We start from the raw sequence: 16,442 nt of genomic DNA, 5'->3' as shown, positions 1-16,442 counted from the left end.
GAGAACCACAATGCAAGCGACGCCAAGGACGCTGGCACTGCTGACCAGTGTCAGCCTCATCGCATCCCAGGCCACGGCCCAGGAGATGCTCACCGAGATCGGAGAAGGCGAAGGCCAGGTCAATATCGTGGCCTGGCCCGGCTACATCGAGCGCGGCGAAACCGACGCCGCCTTCGACTGGGTCACCAGCTTCGAGGAAGCCACTGGCTGCAAGGTCAACGTGAAGACCGCCAACACCAGCGACGAGATGGTCGCGCTGATGAACGAGGGCGGGTTCGACCTCGTGACCGCCTCCGGCGACGCCTCGCTGCGCATGATCGCGGGCAAGCGCGTTCAGCCGGTCAACATCAGCCTGATCCCGAGCTGGGACAGCGTCGACGACCGGCTGAAGGAAGCGCCGTGGCACTACGTCGGCGGAATGCACTACGGCACGCCCTACATGTGGGGCCCGAACGTGCTGATGTACAACACCGAGGCCTTCCCCGAAGCTCCCACCAGCTGGTCGGTCGTGTTCGAGGAGACCACGCTGGCCGACGGCGAAAGCAACAAGGGCCGCGTGCAGGCCTATGACGGCCCGATCCACATCGCCGACGCGGCGAACTACCTGATGTTCCACAAGCCCGAACTGGGGATCACCTCGCCCTACGAGCTGAACCAGGAGCAGTACGACGCCGCGCTCGACCTGCTGCGCGGGCAGCGGGAGCTGGTCTCGCGTTACTGGCACGACGCCTTCATCCAGATCGACGACTTCAAGAACGAGGGCATGGTGGCCTCCGGCTCCTGGCCCTTCCAGGTCAACCTGCTCAAGGCCGACGGCGTGCCGGTGGCCTCCGTCATCCCCGAGGAGGGTGCGACGGGCTGGGCCGACACGACGATGATGCACGTCGATTCCGAGAACCCCAACTGCAGCTACATGTGGATGGAGCACACGCTCTCGTCCAACCTGCAGTCCGATCTCTCGGTCTGGTTCGGCGCCAACCCCTCGGTGCCGGACGCCTGCACCGACGGCCGCGGCATGCAGACAGCGGAGGGCTGCACCACCAACGGCATGGACGATTTCGAGAAGATCAAGTTCTGGCAGACCCCGGTCTCGAGCTGCGAAAGCCAGGGCGAGTGCGTGCCCTACTATCGCTGGGTGTCGGACTACATCGGCGTGATCGGCGGCCGCTGAAACACCACTCACGGCAACGACCCACCGCCCGGTTGCGGGCGGTGGGCCCTTGAACGGAAGACCCATGACAGCAGCGGTTCGATTCTCAGGCGTTTCGCGCCACTACGGTGACGTGCGCGCCGTCGACGACGTAGACCTCAGCATCGCCGAGGGTGAGTTTTTCGCCATGCTCGGCCCCTCCGGCTCCGGCAAGACGACCTGCCTGCGGCTGATCGCCGGCTTCGAGCAGCCGACCGCGGGCGAGGTTTCGATCTTCGGCGAGAGCGCCCACGGCGTGCCGCCCTACCGGCGCCACGTCAACACGGTGTTCCAGGATTACGCGCTGTTCCCGCATCTCAACGTGATCGACAATGTCTCCTACGGGCCGATGATCGCCGGCACGCCCAAGGCCGAGCGCCACCGCGCCGCAGAGGAAGCGCTGGAGATGGTCGCCCTGCCCGGCTACGGCAGCCGCAAGCCATCCGAGCTGTCTGGCGGCCAGCGGCAGCGGGTGGCGCTGGCCCGCGCGCTGATCAACCGCCCCCGGGTGCTGCTGCTCGACGAACCGCTCGGTGCGCTTGACCTAAAGCTGCGCGAACAAATGCAGGAGGAACTCAAGGCGCTGCAGCGCAAGCTCGGCATCACCTTCGTCTTCGTCACCCACGACCAGGGCGAGGCGCTCTCCATGGCCGACCGGGTGGCGGTATTCAACGCCGGCAAGATCGTGCAGATCGGCGCCCCGGAAGACGTCTATTACCGCCCCGAAGTGCCTTTCGTCGCCGACTTCGTGGGCTCCTCCAACGTGTTGCCGCCGCATCTCGTCGCCAAGGTCACCGGCCAGTGGCGCCACGGCGCGCTCCGCCCCGAGGCCGTCCGGCTGGGCGATGCCGGGCTGGGTGCCGACGGGCTGCACGCAACCGTTCATTCCACCGCCTTCCTCGGCGCCGCGACGCGGGTGTCCCTGGATCTCGAAGACCTCTCGATGGTGGCGCTCCTGCCCAAGGGCGCGCGCATTCCTCAGCCCGGCGAGCAGGTGCATGTGAGCTGGGCGGCCGAGGACCTTCACATGATGGAGGCCACGGAATGAGCGAACACGCCATCGACCCCGGCCGGCGCGGCATCCTGCCCGCGCTCTCGGACCTGCTCTGGCGCAACCCGCGGCTGGTGATCCTACTGCTGCTCGGGCCGCCCGCGCTCTGGCTCGGCATCGTCTACCTCGGCGCGCTCTTCGCCCTGCTGGCCCAGAGCTTCTTCTCCATCGACGAGTTCTCGGGGCTGATCCAGTACGAGTTCACGCTCAAGACCTATCGCGAGCTGTTCACCCCCGCGAATTTCGACATCATTCTGCGCACCGTGGTGATGGCCGCCTCCGTCACCATCGCCGCCGCCATCGTCGCCTTCCCCATCGCCTATTACGCGGCGCGCTATGCCCGCGGAAAGTGGAAGGCGCTGTTCTACCTCGGGGTGATGCTGCCGCTCTGGTCGAGCTACCTGGTCAAGGTCTATTCCTGGAAGCTGATCCTCGCCAAGGAAGGCATCCTGAACTGGCTCTTCGAGACTCTGCACCTGAGCTGGCTGCTCAATGCCTATCTCGCGATACCGGTGGTGGGCGGCAACTCGCTCTCGGTCAGCGCCACCGGCACCTTCCTCGTGTTCCTCTATGTCTGGCTGCCCTTCATGGTGCTGCCGATCCAGGCTTCGCTGGAGCGCGTTCCGGCCTCGATGCTGGAAGCCTCGGGCGATCTCGGCGCGACGCCGGGTCAGACCTTCCGCCACGTGCTGCTGCCGCTGGCGCTGCCCGGCGTGATCGCGGGCTCGATCTTCACCTTCTCGCTCACGCTGGGCGACTACATCATCCCGCAGATCGTCGGCACCTCGCGCCGCTTCATCGGCCAGGCGGTCTATGCCTACCAGGGCACGGCCGGCAACATCCCGCTCGCCGCCGCCTTCGCCGTGGTGCCGATCGTCATCATGGCCATCTACCTCTGGGCGGCCAAGCGCATGGGGGCCTTCGATGCACTCTGACCGCGCGCCCCTCGCCCTCAAGATCGCCGCCGCCGCCGGGCTGGCCTTCATGCACCTGCCGATCCTGCTGATCTTCGTTTATGCTTTCACCACGGAGGACAAGTCCTACCAGTGGCCGCCCCCGGGCTTCACGACGAAGTGGATCGGTGTCACCTGGGAACGGCCCGACGTCTGGGAGGCGCTGGTGCTCTCGCTGAAGGTCGCCGCCATCTCGACCGCCATCGCGCTGGTGCTGGGCACGCTCTGCGCCGCCGCGGTCAGCCGCACGCGGTTTTTCGGGCGCGAGGTGGTGTCGCTGCTGGTGATCCTGCCGATCGCCTTGCCCGGCATCATCACCGGCATCTCGCTGCGCTCGGCCTTCCACCTCGCCGACATCCCGTTCAGCTTCTGGACCATCGTTCTAGGCCACGCGACCTTCTGCGTCGTGGTCGTCTACAACAACGCGGTGGCGCGGTTCCGGCGCACGTCGGGCTCGCTGATCGAGGCCTCGATGGACCTCGGCGCGGACGGGTTCCAGACCTTCCGATACGTGATCCTGCCCAACATCGCGACCGCCCTGCTGGCCGGCGGCATGCTCGCCTTCGCGCTCAGCTTCGACGAGGTGATCGTCACTACCTTCACCGCGGGCCAGCAGCAGACGCTGCCGATCTGGATGCTCGAAGAGCTGGTCCGGCCACGCGAACGCCCGGTCACCAACGTCGTCGCCATGATGGTGGCGCTGGTGACGCTCCTGCCGATCCTCGGCGCCTATTACCTGACCCGCGGCACCGACACGGTGGCCGGACAGGGCAAATGACAACAGGGAGACAACCATGGAAACCAACATGCTGATCGGCGGGGATTTCGAGGCCGGGACAGAGACCGAGGAGATGGTGCTCAACCCGCGAACCGGCGAGTTGATCGTCAAGATGCCGGAAGCCAGCGGCGAGCAGATCGACCGGGCGGTGGCGGCGGCGCGCAAGGCCTTTGCCAAATGGTCCCGCACTACCCCGGCGGAGCGCTCGGAAAAGCTGCTGGCGATTGCCGACGCGGTCGAGGCGAATGCGGAGGAGTTGGCGCAGCTCGAGGCGCTCAACTGCGGCAAGCCGATCGGCGCGGTGCGCGGCGACGAGATCCCCGCCATCGCCGATTGCTTCCGCTATTTCGCGGGCGCGGTGCGCAACATGCACGGGCCGCTGGCGGGGGAATACATGGAGGGCCACACCTCGATGATCCGGCGCGACCCGGTCGGCGTCGTGGCCTCCATCGCGCCCTGGAACTACCCGATGATGATGATGGCCTGGAAGCTCGCCCCGGCGCTGGCGGGCGGCAACACCGTCGTCCTGAAACCCTCCGAACAGACGCCGCTCACCGCGCTCAAGCTGGCCGGCGTGCTATCCGAGATCCTGCCCGAGGGCGTCGTGAACGTCATCGTCGGCCAGGGGGCGAGCGTCGGCAACACGCTGATCAACCATCCCGGCGTCGACATGATCTCGATCACCGGCGATATCGCGACGGGCAAGAAGGTGCTTGTTGCGGCGGCCAATTCGGTCAAGCGCACCCACCTGGAGCTGGGGGGCAAGGCGCCGGTGATCGTCTACGACGATGCCGATCTTGCCCGCGTCGTCGAGGGGCTGCGCGCCTTCGGCTATTACAACGCCGGCCAGGACTGCACCGCCGCCTGCCGGATCTATGCCGGCGCCGGCATCTACGAGAAGCTGGTGGCGGAGCTCTCCGGGGCGGTCTCCGGCATCATCTACGACAATGCAGACGACACCGTGAACGAGATCCCGCCGCTGATCAGCCAGCGCCAACGCGACCGCGTCGCCAGCTTCGTGCAGCGCGCCGCCGACCAGGGCCACATGGAGGTCACCACCGGCGGCGGGCTGCATGACGGGCCCGGTTTCTACTACAAGCCCACGGTCATCGCCGGCGCGCTGCAGACCGACGAGATCGTGCAGCGCGAGGTCTTTGGTCCCGTCGTCTCGATCACCCGCTTCGGCGCGGACGACGACGTGATCTCCTGGGCCAACGACAGCCGCTACGGGCTCGCCTCCTCGGTCTGGACCACCGATATCGGGCGGGCGATGGAGGCCTCGGCCCGGCTCAGCTATGGCTGCACCTGGGTCAACACGCATTTCATGCTGGTCAACGAGATGCCGCATGGCGGGTTGAAGCAATCGGGATACGGCAAGGATATGTCGATGTTCGCGCTGGAGGATTACACCGCCGTGCGGCACGTGATGATCGCTCATTGACGCCGCTTCGACTTGCCCCCGCCACGCGCCGGGAGCAAACTGTCGGATTGGGTATTTGAGCCAAGAAGAGGCTGGGAGCGCGCTGTGCGCTCCGGCCGCGCTTGTGGTCAGTCCCGGAACTGGATGACCGGCGCCTGGAGCGTCTGCGGCGGGGGCAGGTGCGGCTCGGCGATGCGGCGCAGCAGGCGGTCGCCCAGGAGCCGGCCGGCCTCCTCGATATCTTCGTGGATTACGTCGGCGCCGGCGTCGATCTGGGAGAGGATGCCGGAGATGGATTTCGCTACGGCACGAAAGCGTGCGCCCTGCCCCGCGGCGCGATAGCCGTTTCGGATCGCGAGCCAGGATGCCTCGCCCCCGCAGATGAAACCGTCCGGGCTGTCCGGGGTGGTGGCAATGGCCTGCGCCCAGGCCTGGATCCGGTCCATCGGGGAGTCGAGCGTGACTTCCTCGGGGATATGGAATCCCACCCCGGTCTCGCGCACCGCGCGCATGAGGCCGTAGCGCAGGTGCTGTCGGAAGGTCAGGGTTTCGGGCGGCAACAGCGCGCAGATCCTTTGGCAACCCTGCGCGACCAGCCGGCTGGCGGCGGCATAGGCGAAGGCCTCGTTGTCATGATCGACCCAGGGGTGCTGCTCGGTGAACTCTGTCCGCCCATGGCAGACGAAGGGAAAGCCCTGCTCCATCAGGAACCGCACCCGCTCGTCGAAAGGCGCTGTCCGGGTGAAGATCAATCCGTCGGCCTGCCGGTTGGTGACGATCCGGCGAATCGGCGGCAGGACATCCTCCTCGGTGAAATGGGGCGTCACCACGAGGTTGTAGCCGGTGCCTTCCAGCGCGCCGGTCAGACCGACAAGCAGCGCGTTGCCGAAGCCCAGCACCTCGAAATGCGGGTCGAGGATCAGGTTGATCACCATCGTCCGGCCGGTGCGCAGGCGCCGCGCCGCGCGGTCCGGCTCGTAGCCGACCAGGCGCGCGATCTCGGCCACCCGCTTGCGGGTCGCCTCGGCGATCTTGGGATCATCGGCCAAGGCCCGCGACACCGTTGCCACGGCCAGCCCCGACATCTCGGCGATGGTCTTGAGCGTGGGCCTCGGGGGGCCGCTTCGGACGGAGGGCTGTTCGTGGTCGCCGGTCGGCATGGGCTGGCTCGACATCGAAGATTAAAACGATTCAAATCCCGCGACACCGCGGCTTGACCTTGGATCATACCGCCAATGAAAGATAGCGAAAGACTGTTTGCGAAAACAGTGTTGACAGATATGCCAAGTTAAATCGTTATAAAGCTCACTTTCGAACCTGCGTGTTTTCATTGGGAGGAAACCATGAAACTCAGACTAGCCCTGAAGGCTACGGCCTCGGCAATCGTACTCTGTGCCGCCGCGCCGCTGGCCCAGGCCGAAGAAGTGGAGGTCCTGCATTGGTGGACGTCCGGCGGGGAGGCCGCGGCGCTCAACGTGCTCAAGGAGAACCTCGAGGCCAAGGGCGTCACCTGGCAGGACATGCCGGTCGCCGGCGGTTCCGGCGTCGAGGCGATGACCGTGTTGCGCTCTCGCGTCACCTCGGGCAACCCGCCCACCGCCGTGCAGATGCTGGGTTTCGACATCAAGGATTGGGCGGCCGAGGGCTTCCTGGGCGACCTGTCCGATCTCGCTGCGGAAGAAGGATGGGCCGACGTGGTGCCGCCGGCGCTGCAGGAATTCTCCAAGTATGACGACAAGTGGATCGCCGCGCCGGTGAACGTCCACTCCACGAACTGGATGTGGATCAACAAGGAGGCGCTCGATGCCGCCGGCGGCGAAGCTCCGACCACCTGGGAAGAGCTGATCGCCGTGCTCGACAAGATGAAGGAGAACGGGATCATCCCGCTCGCCCACGGCGGCCAGCCCTGGCAGGACGGCACGATCTTCGACTCGGTCGTGCTGGGCCTCGGGGACGATTTCTACAAGGCCGCCATCATCGAGCAGGACCCGGAGGCGCTCTCCTCCGAGCAGATGGTCGAGGCCTTCAAGCGCATGGAAGTTCTGCGCGGTTATTTCGACGACAACTTCTCGGGCCGCGACTGGAACCTCGCCTCGGCAATGGTGATCAACGGCGAGGCCGGGATGCAGGCCATGGGCGACTGGGCCAAGGGCGAGTTCCTGCGGGCCGAGCAGGTGCCGGGCGAGGATTTCGTCTGCATCCGCTTCCCCGGCACGCAAGGCAGCGTCCTGTTCAACTCCGACCAGTTCGCCATGTTCGACGTCTCCGAGGACAAGGTCGCCGCACAGAAGCTGATGGCGTCGGCGGTGATGGACCCGGCCTTCCAGGTCGCGTTCAACACGGTCAAGGGCTCGGTCCCCGCACGCACCGACATCTCGGACGAAGCCTTCGACGATTGCGGCAAGAAGGGCATGGCCGACCTGGCCGAAGCCGCTGCCAACGGCACGCTGCAGGGCTCGATGGCGCATGGCCACGGCGCCAGCTCCAACATCAAGAGCGCCATCTTCGACGTCGTCACCGCGCATCTGAACGGTGAATACAGCGCCGAGGAAGCCGCCGAAGAACTCGCCGCCGCCGTCGAGGCCGCGCAGTAACCTCGTCTCGCCGCGCGGGGCCTGCCCCCGCGCGACCGCGATCCGGGCCGGCGGCCTGTCTGCCGGCCCCTCAGGACCGAGGGAGCCTTCATGAGAGACCGCCTTCAGGACTGGGTGCCACGCATCGTGCTGGCCCCTAGCTTCGCCGCCGTATTGCTGTTCGTCTACGGCTTCATCCTCTACACGGGATGGCTGTCGATGACGAACTCGCGCATGTTGCCCAACAACGACTTCATCGGGCTGGCCAATTACGTCAAGCTGTTCGGGCTGAAGCACTGGAACATCGCCCTGGTCAACCTGGCGATCTTCGGCACGCTCTACATCCTCATCAGCTCGGTGCTCGGCCTTTTCCTCGCGATCCTGCTCGACCAGCAGATCCGCAACGAAGGCTTCATCCGCACCGTCTATCTCTATCCGATGGCGATTTCCTTCATCGTCACCGGCGTCGCCTGGAAATGGTTCCTCGACCCCGGCATCGGGCTTCAGAACACCATGCACAAATGGGGCTGGGAGAGCTTCGAGTTCACCTGGATCAAGGACAGTGACATGGCGATCTACACCATCGTCATCGCCGCAATCTGGCAGAGCTCCGGCTACGTGATGGCGATGTTCCTCGCCGGGCTGCGGGGGGTCGACAACGAGATCATCAAGGCCGCGCAGGTCGATGGCGCCTCGGGCGTGCTGATCTACCGCCGCATCATCATCCCGATGATGCGCCCGGTGTTCCTCTCGGCCTTCGTGGTGCTGACCCACCTCGCGATCAAGTCCTACGACCTCGTCGTGGCGATGACCGGCGGCGGCCCGGGCCGGGCGACCGAGATGCCGGCGACCTTCATGTATTCCTACACCTTCACCCGTAACCAGATGGGCGTGGGCGCCTCCTCGGCGATCATCATGCTGGTGATGATCTTCTCGATCATCATCCCCTATCTCTACAGCGAAATCCGGGCGGGGGCCGACAGACGATGAGCATTCCAAGCCAGGACAACGCGATCCAGTCCGGCCGCCTGGTGCGGGCGCTGATCTACACGCTGCTGATCTTCTTCGTGCTCTATTACCTGCTGCCGCTCTGGGTGATGGTCTCGAACTCGCTCAAGACGCTGGACGAAATCCACGGCGGCGACATGCTCGCGCCTCCCAAGGCGATCACCTTCGAGCCGTGGAAGGCCGCCTGGTCCACCACTCAGGTCGGGGTCGAGGCGACGGGGCTGCGCCCCTATTTCCTCAACTCGATCCTGATGGTCGTGCCGGCGGTCCTGATCTCGACCTTCCTCGGCGCGCTCAACGGCTACGTGCTGACCAAGTGGTCGTTCCGCGGCGCCAACCTCGTCTTCGGGCTGATGCTGTTGGCCTGCTTCATCCCCTTCCAGATCGTGCTGATCCCGATGGCGCGGATCCTCGGCATGCTGGGGCTGGCGGGCACGATCCCGGGGCTGGTGATGGTGCATACGGTCTATGGGCTCGGCTTCACCACGCTGTTCTTCCGCAACTACTACGCCGCCTTCCCTACAGAACTCGTGCGTGCGGCGCAGATCGACGGCGCCTCGTTCTTCCAAGTGTTCTGGCGCATCCTCGTGCCCTCCTCCGGGCCGATCTTCGTCGTCACCATCATCTGGCAGTTCACCAACGTCTGGAACGACTTCCTCTTCGGGGCGTCCTTCTCCAGCTACGATTCCACGCCGATCACCGTGGCGCTGAACAACCTGGTGAACTCCTCGACGGGTGTGAAGGAATACAACGTGCACTTCGCCGGCGCGATCCTCGCCGCCCTTCCCACCCTTGTTGTCTACATCGTCTCCGGACGCTACTTCGTGCGTGGCCTGATGGCCGGCGCCGTGAAGGGATGATCCCATGGCCTCACTGACCATCGAAAAACTGACCAAGAGCTTCGGGGTTGTGGATGTCCTGAAGGGCATCGACCTCGAGATCGAGGACGGCGGCTTCCTCGTGCTCGTCGGCCCATCGGGCTGCGGCAAGTCCACCCTGCTCAACTGCATCGCGGGGCTGGAAAAGATCACCTCCGGCGAGGTCCGCATCGGCGAGCGAAACGTCGAGGGGCTGCACCCTTCCAAGCGCGATATCGCGATGGTGTTCCAGTCCTACGCGCTTTACCCGAACATGACTGTGCGCGGAAACATCGCCTTCGGAATGGAGATCCGCGGGATCGACAAGGCGGAGCGCGAAAAAGCCATCGAAGAAGTGGCCGAAATCCTGCAGATCGGCGAACTGCTCGACCGCAAACCTTCCCAGCTCTCCGGCGGGCAGCGCCAGCGTGTCGCCATGGGTCGGGCGTTGGTGCGCCATCCGCAGGTCTTCCTGTTCGACGAGCCGCTCTCCAACCTCGACGCCAAGCTGCGGGTCGACATGCGGACCGAGATCAAGCGGCTGCATCAGCGGATGGGAACCACCATCGTCTACGTGACGCACGACCAGATCGAGGCGCTGACGCTGGCCACGAAGATCGCGGTTCTTGAGGCGGGCTATCTCCAGCAGTTCGGAACGCCCGACGAGGTCTACAACAACCCAAACAACATGTTCGTGGCCGATTTCATGGGCTCGCCCTCGATGAACTTGATCGACGGGATGTTGGACCAGGGGCCGGAGGGGCTTGAGGTCCGGATCAAGGGCCATGGCGGCAGCGAGATCGCCCTGCCCGCCCCCGACACTGCCGCGATGCGCGAGCGTCTCGGCAAGCCGGTTGTCTTCGGCATCCGCCCGGAGGCGATGACCGACCCCGACGGCGCGGACCGTACCTCGCCGCGGATCGAGACCCGCGACTGCTACATCGAGGTCAGCCAGCCCGCCGGATCGGACACCTTTGCCCTGACGCCGCTCGGCGGGAAGGAATGCATCGCGCGGTTCCGCGCCGACGCCAAAATCCAGCTCGGGAGCTTCTCCCCGATCTCCTTCAACATGACGAAGGCCGTGTTCTTCGATCCGGAGACCACCCTGCGCATCCGCTGAGGCGGGGGCGCAGGCGCGGCGCTAGAGGCCGACGGCCGCAAACGCCGGCTCGGATTCGAACTGCAGCACATCGCCGGACTGGTCCGCAACCCGCAGGCGCCCGCCCTCCAGCGTGACCTCGGCCACCTCCCGCCAGCCCCTGGGGCGCGGGAAGGCGAGGATGGCATGGGCGATCCGGTGCTCCCGCCCCGGCGCCAGGTCCAGCGCATCCGCCACCCCTGCGGCCGAGACCGCGTTGGGGTGAAACGCGGCGCTGTGTCCGCCTGCGCCGGGCGCACACCCGTCCTCGATGCCCAGCACGCCGGTATGACGCCCGTCCCAGGGCGCATAGTCCCGCCCACCGTTGGAGTGCCAGAGCATCGTCACCGGAAGCGTCGCCGGGTCCTTCAGGATCAACACCACGTCGTCCTCGGCATCGCGCACCACAGCACTCCAGCCGAGCGGGCTACCCGCCGCCTCCACCAACAGGATGAAATCCTCGCAACCCTCGGCGATCGGCAGGGCGTGGAGATCGACAGTGTCGCCGCCCGCCGCCGGAAAGGCGGAAAGGTCCGCTCCCCGTGCAGGACATGCCAGCCGGTTGCGGCCAGCCTCGAGCGGCGCATCAGGTGTGACCGCGAAGCGCTTGGCAGAACAGGAAAACCGCGCCCCGCCCTGCATCCGGATCATCGGGTGATGCGCCACCGGCAGCCGCCCCTCGCCGCCGAGGATGCGGTGCTCCTGGCAGAGAACCGGCACCTGCCGGCCAAGCCGCAGCGACTTGGTGATCTGGGCCCCCTGTACCAGCCGATCGAGCCGCAGGTCGAGCGCCCCGTCCCCCGCGCTCACGACCCGCCAGGGGCTGTTCGCGGCCCAGCCGTGGATCGGCCCCGGCTCCACATCGTTGCCGCCGAAAGGCGCGCAGAAGAAATCGCCGGCGAGCCGGCGCTCCACCGGGTCCATCAACGCAAGCTCGTCCTCGCGCCCCTCGTCCACCCACGGCGCGCGGTGCAGCGGCACGATCTCGCCACCGCCGAAGGCGAAGCTCAGGCTGTTCAACCCGCCGGTGCCGGTGTCGACCTCGACGCGCGCGATGCCTGTCTCTGCCCGCGCCACGCCGTGCGCCAAAGCCTGGGTCGTCATGGTCGGATCCTCGGGAAAGCTCACTACGCAGCCGTGATGCGGCAATGCGCGTGGCATGTCCAGACGACAGGACAGCGCGAGCTGCCTGCTCAGGCCACCGCGCGGGCCTGTTCGGAACCGGCAACCGCCATCGACTTTGGATAGCGCAGGAACAGGATCGCCGGGCTTTGGATGCCTTCGCCCGCGACCGTTTCCGACAGCGTGCCGAGCGTCGCCCGCACATGCCGCTCGCGTTCCGTGCTGACCGAGGCCACGATGTCGACCGGGCAGCAGGCCGGAACCCCATCGGCCAGCAGGTCGGACTCCACCTGTGCGGCTCGTTCCACGGCCATGTAAAACGCCACCGAGCTGCCCGGACGCGCCAGCCCAGCGCGCTGCGGGTTGGCGTCGCCGGGGCGACAGGTGCCGGTGGTGGCGACGAAGGTGTCGATCTCGCCCCGCTCGGTCAGCGGCTGCTGCAGGCTTGCGGCAGCCGCCGAGGCGGCGGTAATGCCTGGAACGAGCTCGACCTCGATGCCCGCGGCGCGGGCGGCGGCGAGCTCCTCCCCGGCGCGGCCAAAGACGGACGGATCGCCGGACTTGAGCCGGACAACCCGCCGCCCGCGCGACGCCTCGGCGACGATCAGCGCGTCGATCCGGTCCTGCGGCCAACTGCTGGCGCCGACCTCCTTGCCCACGAACACCCGATCCGCGTCGCGCCGGGCCAGCTCGAGCACCTCCGGGTCGACCAGCCGGTCATAGAAGATCACGTCGGCCTGCTGCAGCCGTTGTACGGCCCGCAGGGTCAGCAGGTCCCGCGCCCCCGGCCCCGCGCCGACCAGCGCGATATGGCCGGTGGTGGCCGGAACCTGCGCGGCCTCGATGGCCGCCTTCAGCAGCTCGGCCGCAGCCGTCTCCCGCCCGTCGATATGCGCGCGATAGGCCTCGCCGGAAAACGCCCATTCCCAGAAGCCGCGGCGCGCGGACGGCGCGATCCGCTCGGCGACTGCATCCCGCAGGCGCCCGGCCAGCGCCACGAACGGCCCGAGACGGGGCGGCAGCATGGTTTCCACCTCGGTCTTGATCGCACGCCCCAGCACCGGCGCGGCGCCCTCTGTGCCGATTGCCACCACAACCGGGTCGCGGTCCACGATCGAAGGCGTGAAGGCATCGCACATGCCAGGCCGGTCGACCACGTTGACCACGGCCCCTGCCCGGCGCGCGGCATCCGCCAGCGCAGCGTCGAGCCCCGGGCAGCCGGTGGCGACAAAGGCCAGCGCGGCGCGGTCGAAGGTATCCTCGCGCAATGCCGGATGGTGCACCGCGCGCCCCGAGGCCACCAGCCCCGAGAGTTCCGGGTCCAGCTCCGGCGCCAAAACGACGATCTCGGCCTCGGTCTTGAGCACCAGCCGCGTCTTGCGCGCCGCCTCGCCCCCACCGCCACAGATCACCACCCGCCGACCGTCCATGCGGAGGAACATCGGAAAGTTCTTCATCTTGATCGCCTTTCAAATGCAAAAAGGCCGCCGACATGCGCGCGACGAATGTCGCGACAGGTCGAGCAGCCTTGCTCATGGGCCCGGTCTTCGGGAAAGGCGGCGCCGTTGCCACCAACGCCAGATTAAACGCGCCCGGCCTCCGCGATCAAGCAAAAGATGCTGCGCCTGCGAAAAGCGGCTTGGCGCACCCCGTCCGGCAGGTGGCCGGGATCAGCGCATCCAGAGCTTCGCGGCCTTGATCCTGTTGCGGATCTTCTGCTCCGGCCGCGGCAGGTTCGCGCGGTCGAACATGGCCCGCACCTTGTGCCCGCGCCCCTGGTAGATCATCCGCAGGAAGGGCTCGTGCTCCTTCAGCGCCTTCTTGATCCAGTTCGGAGCCGCGACCTGCTCGAGCACCTCGACGGCCCGGTCGCTTTCGCGCGCGTAGAGCAGCGGCATGACCCGCCAGTGGCAGGTTACATCGCCGTCCATTCCCGCGAGCTCAGGCCCCGGCCGGCCGCCCCCGAAGGAATGAATCACCAGCGGCAGAACGACCTGGTCAAGCCAGGGGTCGAGCGACTGGCAGACCAGTTCCTCCGGCGGGTCACCCCGCACCGACCGGGCGAACTCGAGGAACCGCGCGCCAAATGCCTGCGGGTCGCGGAAGAAGAACCAGCCCGCGTTAAAATAGAGGTATCGCTGCCAGTAGCCGTCGGACTGGGAAAGGTCGAGCGAGCTGTCGAAATCGAGCCCGAAGCGGCGGTAGAGGCTGCTCCAGATCTCGTTGTAGCCCGGTCCATAAAGCTCGATCTCGGGCCAGGTCGGTTCCCGCCGCATCGAGGCCGAGGGCCGGTCGAAGTCGAAGGGCACAACAGAGAGCGGGCCGGTGATCAGCGTGTCGCTGTCGAGAAAGAGAAAGGGTTCCCCTTCCGGCAGGGCCGCCAGTGCCTCGATCTTGTTGCCTTGCGGATAGGCCGCGCCGAAATGACGGGCCTCGAAGGGGATGATTTCTGCACCAAGCCGGTCGAGGGCGACACGGGTCGCTTCGCCCCGGATCCGGGGATCCTCCGGCCAGGCGCCACCGGGCTGCGGCTCCAGCAGGATGATCCGGCCCGGGAAGTCCGGATCGCAGGCCCGCAGGGAGGCAACCAGAAGCAACGCCTCGTATTGCAGCCGACCGCCCTGGGCGATGGCCGCGATGTTGAAGGGTTTCCCCGAAATGGTCTGCATCCTGCCCGTGCCGTCCGCGGTTCGTTCTTCCCGCGACCATAGGCGGCAACAAGGGCCAGATGAAGAACCGAGCGCGGCAATTTTCGGCGCCGTGCCTCTCCCTGGTTGCCAGACGGCCGCCCCCGATGCAGGCTTTTCCCGTCGTCACAGACGCTCAGGAGGCCGCCATGATCCGCCCCGCCCTTGCCTGCCTTGCCGCGCTTCTGGCCACGCCGCTCGCTGCGGAGGATTTCACGACCGCCGCCGAGGTTCGCCCGATCCTGAACATGCAAAGGGCAAGCTGGATCGCCGTGCGGGAATACGATGGTCAGGACCTCGTCTACTTCACCTCCGTCCTCGCCTGGCGTTGCGGGCTGGAGACGGTGCATTACGGCTTCAACGACGCGCCAGCGGAGACGCCGCTGGAGATGGAGCCCTGCCACACCGACACCGCCACGCCGAATGCGATCACCGGCGATGCGCATCCGATCTATGTCACCGCACCGCTCGGCAGCGTCGAGACAATCCGGCTGCGGCTGACCTATGACGACGGGATGGCCGATGAGGCCATCTATACCCGTAGGGATGTGCTGATGCCCTGAACCAGGCGAGGTTCAGACGAACTCCAGATCCGCCGCCCCGAGGTCCGAAAGGCTGACGCCCGCCAGAGTGATCGTGTTCAGCCCATCGCCACCGGCATCGAAGACGGTGTCCCCGCCCTCCTCTCGGCAGGCTGCGAGAAACGCGTCCGCATCCGCAACCTCGTCCGTGGACAGGACAAGAAGGTCCGAGGCCCCGCCCAATGCGACCGGGCGGAAATCGGCGATGATGTCCTGCCCGAAGACCTTGGCGCTGAAGATGAACCGATCCGCGCCGCCACCGCCCGTCAGCACATCCGCCCCCAGCCCGCCGTTCAGCAGGTCGGCCTGTGCTCCGCCGGCAAGCGTATCGCTGCCGCGCCCGCCGAACAACCGGTCCGCGCCGCGCTGACCGGCGAGCAGGTCGCTGCCGGTACCGCCGCGGGCCACATCGTCGTCCGCACCGCCATAGAGGCTGTCGTCCCCGCCGCCGCCCACCAGCAGGTCGTCGCCGCCGCGGCCGCGGATCTCCTCGCCATGCACCTCTGCCATCACGAAGGAATCGTCCGCCGCCGTTCCGCGCAGCACGCCGTCCGCCGGCGGCGTGACGCTGGACAGGATATCCTCCGCAGATGACAGCCCCACCGGGCCGAGCGGGCTGCCGGTATCGGGCGGAAAATCGTCATCACCCCCTGCCGCCTCGACCAGCGCGCCGATCAGGGCGTTGCTGTTGGTGGAGGTGAAATCGTAGCGGATGTCGGCCTCGTCGATCATCCGCGCGTAACGCACCATCAGCGCCCAGGCCTCGTCCACCGTCAGGTCCGGAAAGTCAAGCGCCACCGCATCTCGATCCGACGGGCTCTCGCCGCCGCGCGCTTCCGGAGAGCTCTCGATGGGCTGGTTAACCTGAATGTCGAACCCGCCGCCCACGACACCCTCCGGCCCGTCCGGGCCGCCGCCGATGACGTAGTCCTGGCCGAAGTCGCTCCGATAGACGAGATAGAGGTGATCGGCCCCGAGCGGAACGAGCCCGAGCGCGACTGGTCTCGCTTCGACATAAATCATCGGCATGGGGCGCTCCCTGGTGACGGAAAGGCGACGGCTTGCGCGCCGCGAGCGATTTCGGC

General features: G+C 66.8%; 15 protein-coding genes. 10 read left to right on the top strand and 5 right to left on the bottom strand.

The window, feature by feature from the left end:
• The first annotated feature begins 10 nt into the window (after positions 1-10).
• The 5 genes from ACFQ2S_RS07535 (at position 11) to ACFQ2S_RS07515 (ending at position 5,412) form a co-directional block, all read left to right on the top strand.
• Positions 11-1,171 (top strand): ABC transporter substrate-binding protein, encoded by a 1,161-nt coding sequence (locus ACFQ2S_RS07535; RefSeq protein WP_386073842.1) that lies wholly within the window; start codon positions 11-13, stop codon positions 1,169-1,171.
• Between the two features lie 64 nt (positions 1,172-1,235).
• Positions 1,236-2,237 (top strand): ABC transporter ATP-binding protein, encoded by a 1,002-nt coding sequence (locus tag ACFQ2S_RS07530; RefSeq protein ID WP_386073841.1) that lies wholly within the window; start codon positions 1,236-1,238, stop codon positions 2,235-2,237.
• Positions 2,234-3,175: an ABC transporter permease gene (locus tag ACFQ2S_RS07525; RefSeq protein WP_386073840.1), complete on the top strand. Its 942-nt coding sequence runs from the start codon at positions 2,234-2,236 to the stop codon at positions 3,173-3,175. The genes ACFQ2S_RS07530 and ACFQ2S_RS07525 overlap by 4 nt, the downstream gene beginning before the upstream one ends.
• On the top strand, positions 3,165-3,971 hold the full coding sequence (locus tag ACFQ2S_RS07520; protein ID WP_386073839.1) for an ABC transporter permease: 807 nt from the start codon (positions 3,165-3,167) through the stop codon (positions 3,969-3,971). The genes ACFQ2S_RS07525 and ACFQ2S_RS07520 overlap by 11 nt, the downstream gene beginning before the upstream one ends.
• Positions 3,972-3,987: 16 nt before the next feature.
• Positions 3,988-5,412, top strand: coding sequence for a gamma-aminobutyraldehyde dehydrogenase (locus ACFQ2S_RS07515; RefSeq protein ID WP_386073838.1), 1,425 nt, complete (start codon positions 3,988-3,990; stop codon positions 5,410-5,412).
• Between the two features lie 107 nt (positions 5,413-5,519).
• On the opposite strand, the gene ACFQ2S_RS07510 is transcribed toward ACFQ2S_RS07515, so the two are convergent.
• Positions 5,520-6,551: a LacI family transcriptional regulator gene (locus ACFQ2S_RS07510; protein WP_386073837.1), complete on the bottom strand. Its 1,032-nt coding sequence runs from the start codon at positions 6,549-6,551 to the stop codon at positions 5,520-5,522.
• A gap of 183 nt (positions 6,552-6,734) precedes the next feature.
• Between ACFQ2S_RS07510 and ACFQ2S_RS07505 the strand changes: the two genes are divergently transcribed.
• The 4 genes from ACFQ2S_RS07505 to ACFQ2S_RS07490 all read left to right on the top strand — a co-directional run bounded on the left by ACFQ2S_RS07505 (position 6,735) and on the right by ACFQ2S_RS07490 (position 10,949).
• Positions 6,735-7,985 (top strand): ABC transporter substrate-binding protein, encoded by a 1,251-nt coding sequence (locus ACFQ2S_RS07505; protein ID WP_386073836.1) that lies wholly within the window; start codon positions 6,735-6,737, stop codon positions 7,983-7,985.
• 90 nt (positions 7,986-8,075) lie between these two features.
• Positions 8,076-8,954, top strand: a complete 879-nt coding sequence (locus ACFQ2S_RS07500) for a carbohydrate ABC transporter permease (protein ID WP_089232242.1) — start codon at positions 8,076-8,078, stop codon at positions 8,952-8,954.
• Positions 8,951-9,832: a carbohydrate ABC transporter permease gene (locus tag ACFQ2S_RS07495; RefSeq protein ID WP_386073835.1), complete on the top strand. Its 882-nt coding sequence runs from the start codon at positions 8,951-8,953 to the stop codon at positions 9,830-9,832. Before ACFQ2S_RS07500 ends, ACFQ2S_RS07495 begins: the two co-directional genes overlap by 4 nt.
• Before the next feature lie 4 nt (positions 9,833-9,836).
• Positions 9,837-10,949: an ABC transporter ATP-binding protein gene (locus tag ACFQ2S_RS07490; protein WP_386073834.1), complete on the top strand. Its 1,113-nt coding sequence runs from the start codon at positions 9,837-9,839 to the stop codon at positions 10,947-10,949.
• 21 nt (positions 10,950-10,970) lie between these two features.
• Here ACFQ2S_RS07490 and ACFQ2S_RS07485 read toward each other — a convergent pair whose 3' ends face one another.
• The 3 genes from ACFQ2S_RS07485 to ACFQ2S_RS07475 all read right to left on the bottom strand — a co-directional run bounded on the left by ACFQ2S_RS07485 (position 10,971) and on the right by ACFQ2S_RS07475 (position 14,758).
• Positions 10,971-12,071, bottom strand: a complete 1,101-nt coding sequence (locus tag ACFQ2S_RS07485; RefSeq protein WP_386073833.1) for a hypothetical protein — start codon at positions 12,069-12,071, stop codon at positions 10,971-10,973.
• Positions 12,072-12,160: 89 nt separating this feature from the next.
• Positions 12,161-13,546: a siroheme synthase CysG gene (gene cysG, locus ACFQ2S_RS07480; RefSeq protein ID WP_386073832.1), complete on the bottom strand. Its 1,386-nt coding sequence runs from the start codon at positions 13,544-13,546 to the stop codon at positions 12,161-12,163.
• A gap of 213 nt (positions 13,547-13,759) precedes the next feature.
• Positions 13,760-14,758, bottom strand: coding sequence for a hypothetical protein (locus ACFQ2S_RS07475; protein ID WP_386073831.1), 999 nt, complete (start codon positions 14,756-14,758; stop codon positions 13,760-13,762).
• A 167-nt stretch (positions 14,759-14,925) separates the two neighbouring features.
• Between ACFQ2S_RS07475 and ACFQ2S_RS07470 the strand changes: the two genes are divergently transcribed.
• A complete protein-coding gene (locus tag ACFQ2S_RS07470; protein WP_386073830.1) occupies positions 14,926-15,339 on the top strand; it encodes a hypothetical protein in 414 nt (137 codons plus the stop codon).
• Positions 15,340-15,351: 12 nt separating this feature from the next.
• On the opposite strand, the gene ACFQ2S_RS07465 is transcribed toward ACFQ2S_RS07470, so the two are convergent.
• Positions 15,352-16,386: a calcium-binding protein gene (locus tag ACFQ2S_RS07465; protein ID WP_386073829.1), complete on the bottom strand. Its 1,035-nt coding sequence runs from the start codon at positions 16,384-16,386 to the stop codon at positions 15,352-15,354.
• Positions 16,387-16,442: the final 56 nt, after the last annotated feature.

The organism is Tropicimonas aquimaris, assembly GCF_042676185.1.
Classification (GTDB): Bacteria; Pseudomonadota; Alphaproteobacteria; order Rhodobacterales; family Rhodobacteraceae; genus Tropicimonas; species Tropicimonas aquimaris.
The sequence above is the reverse complement of the archived record's forward strand: the minus strand, read 5'-3'. Positions and strand labels throughout refer to the sequence as shown.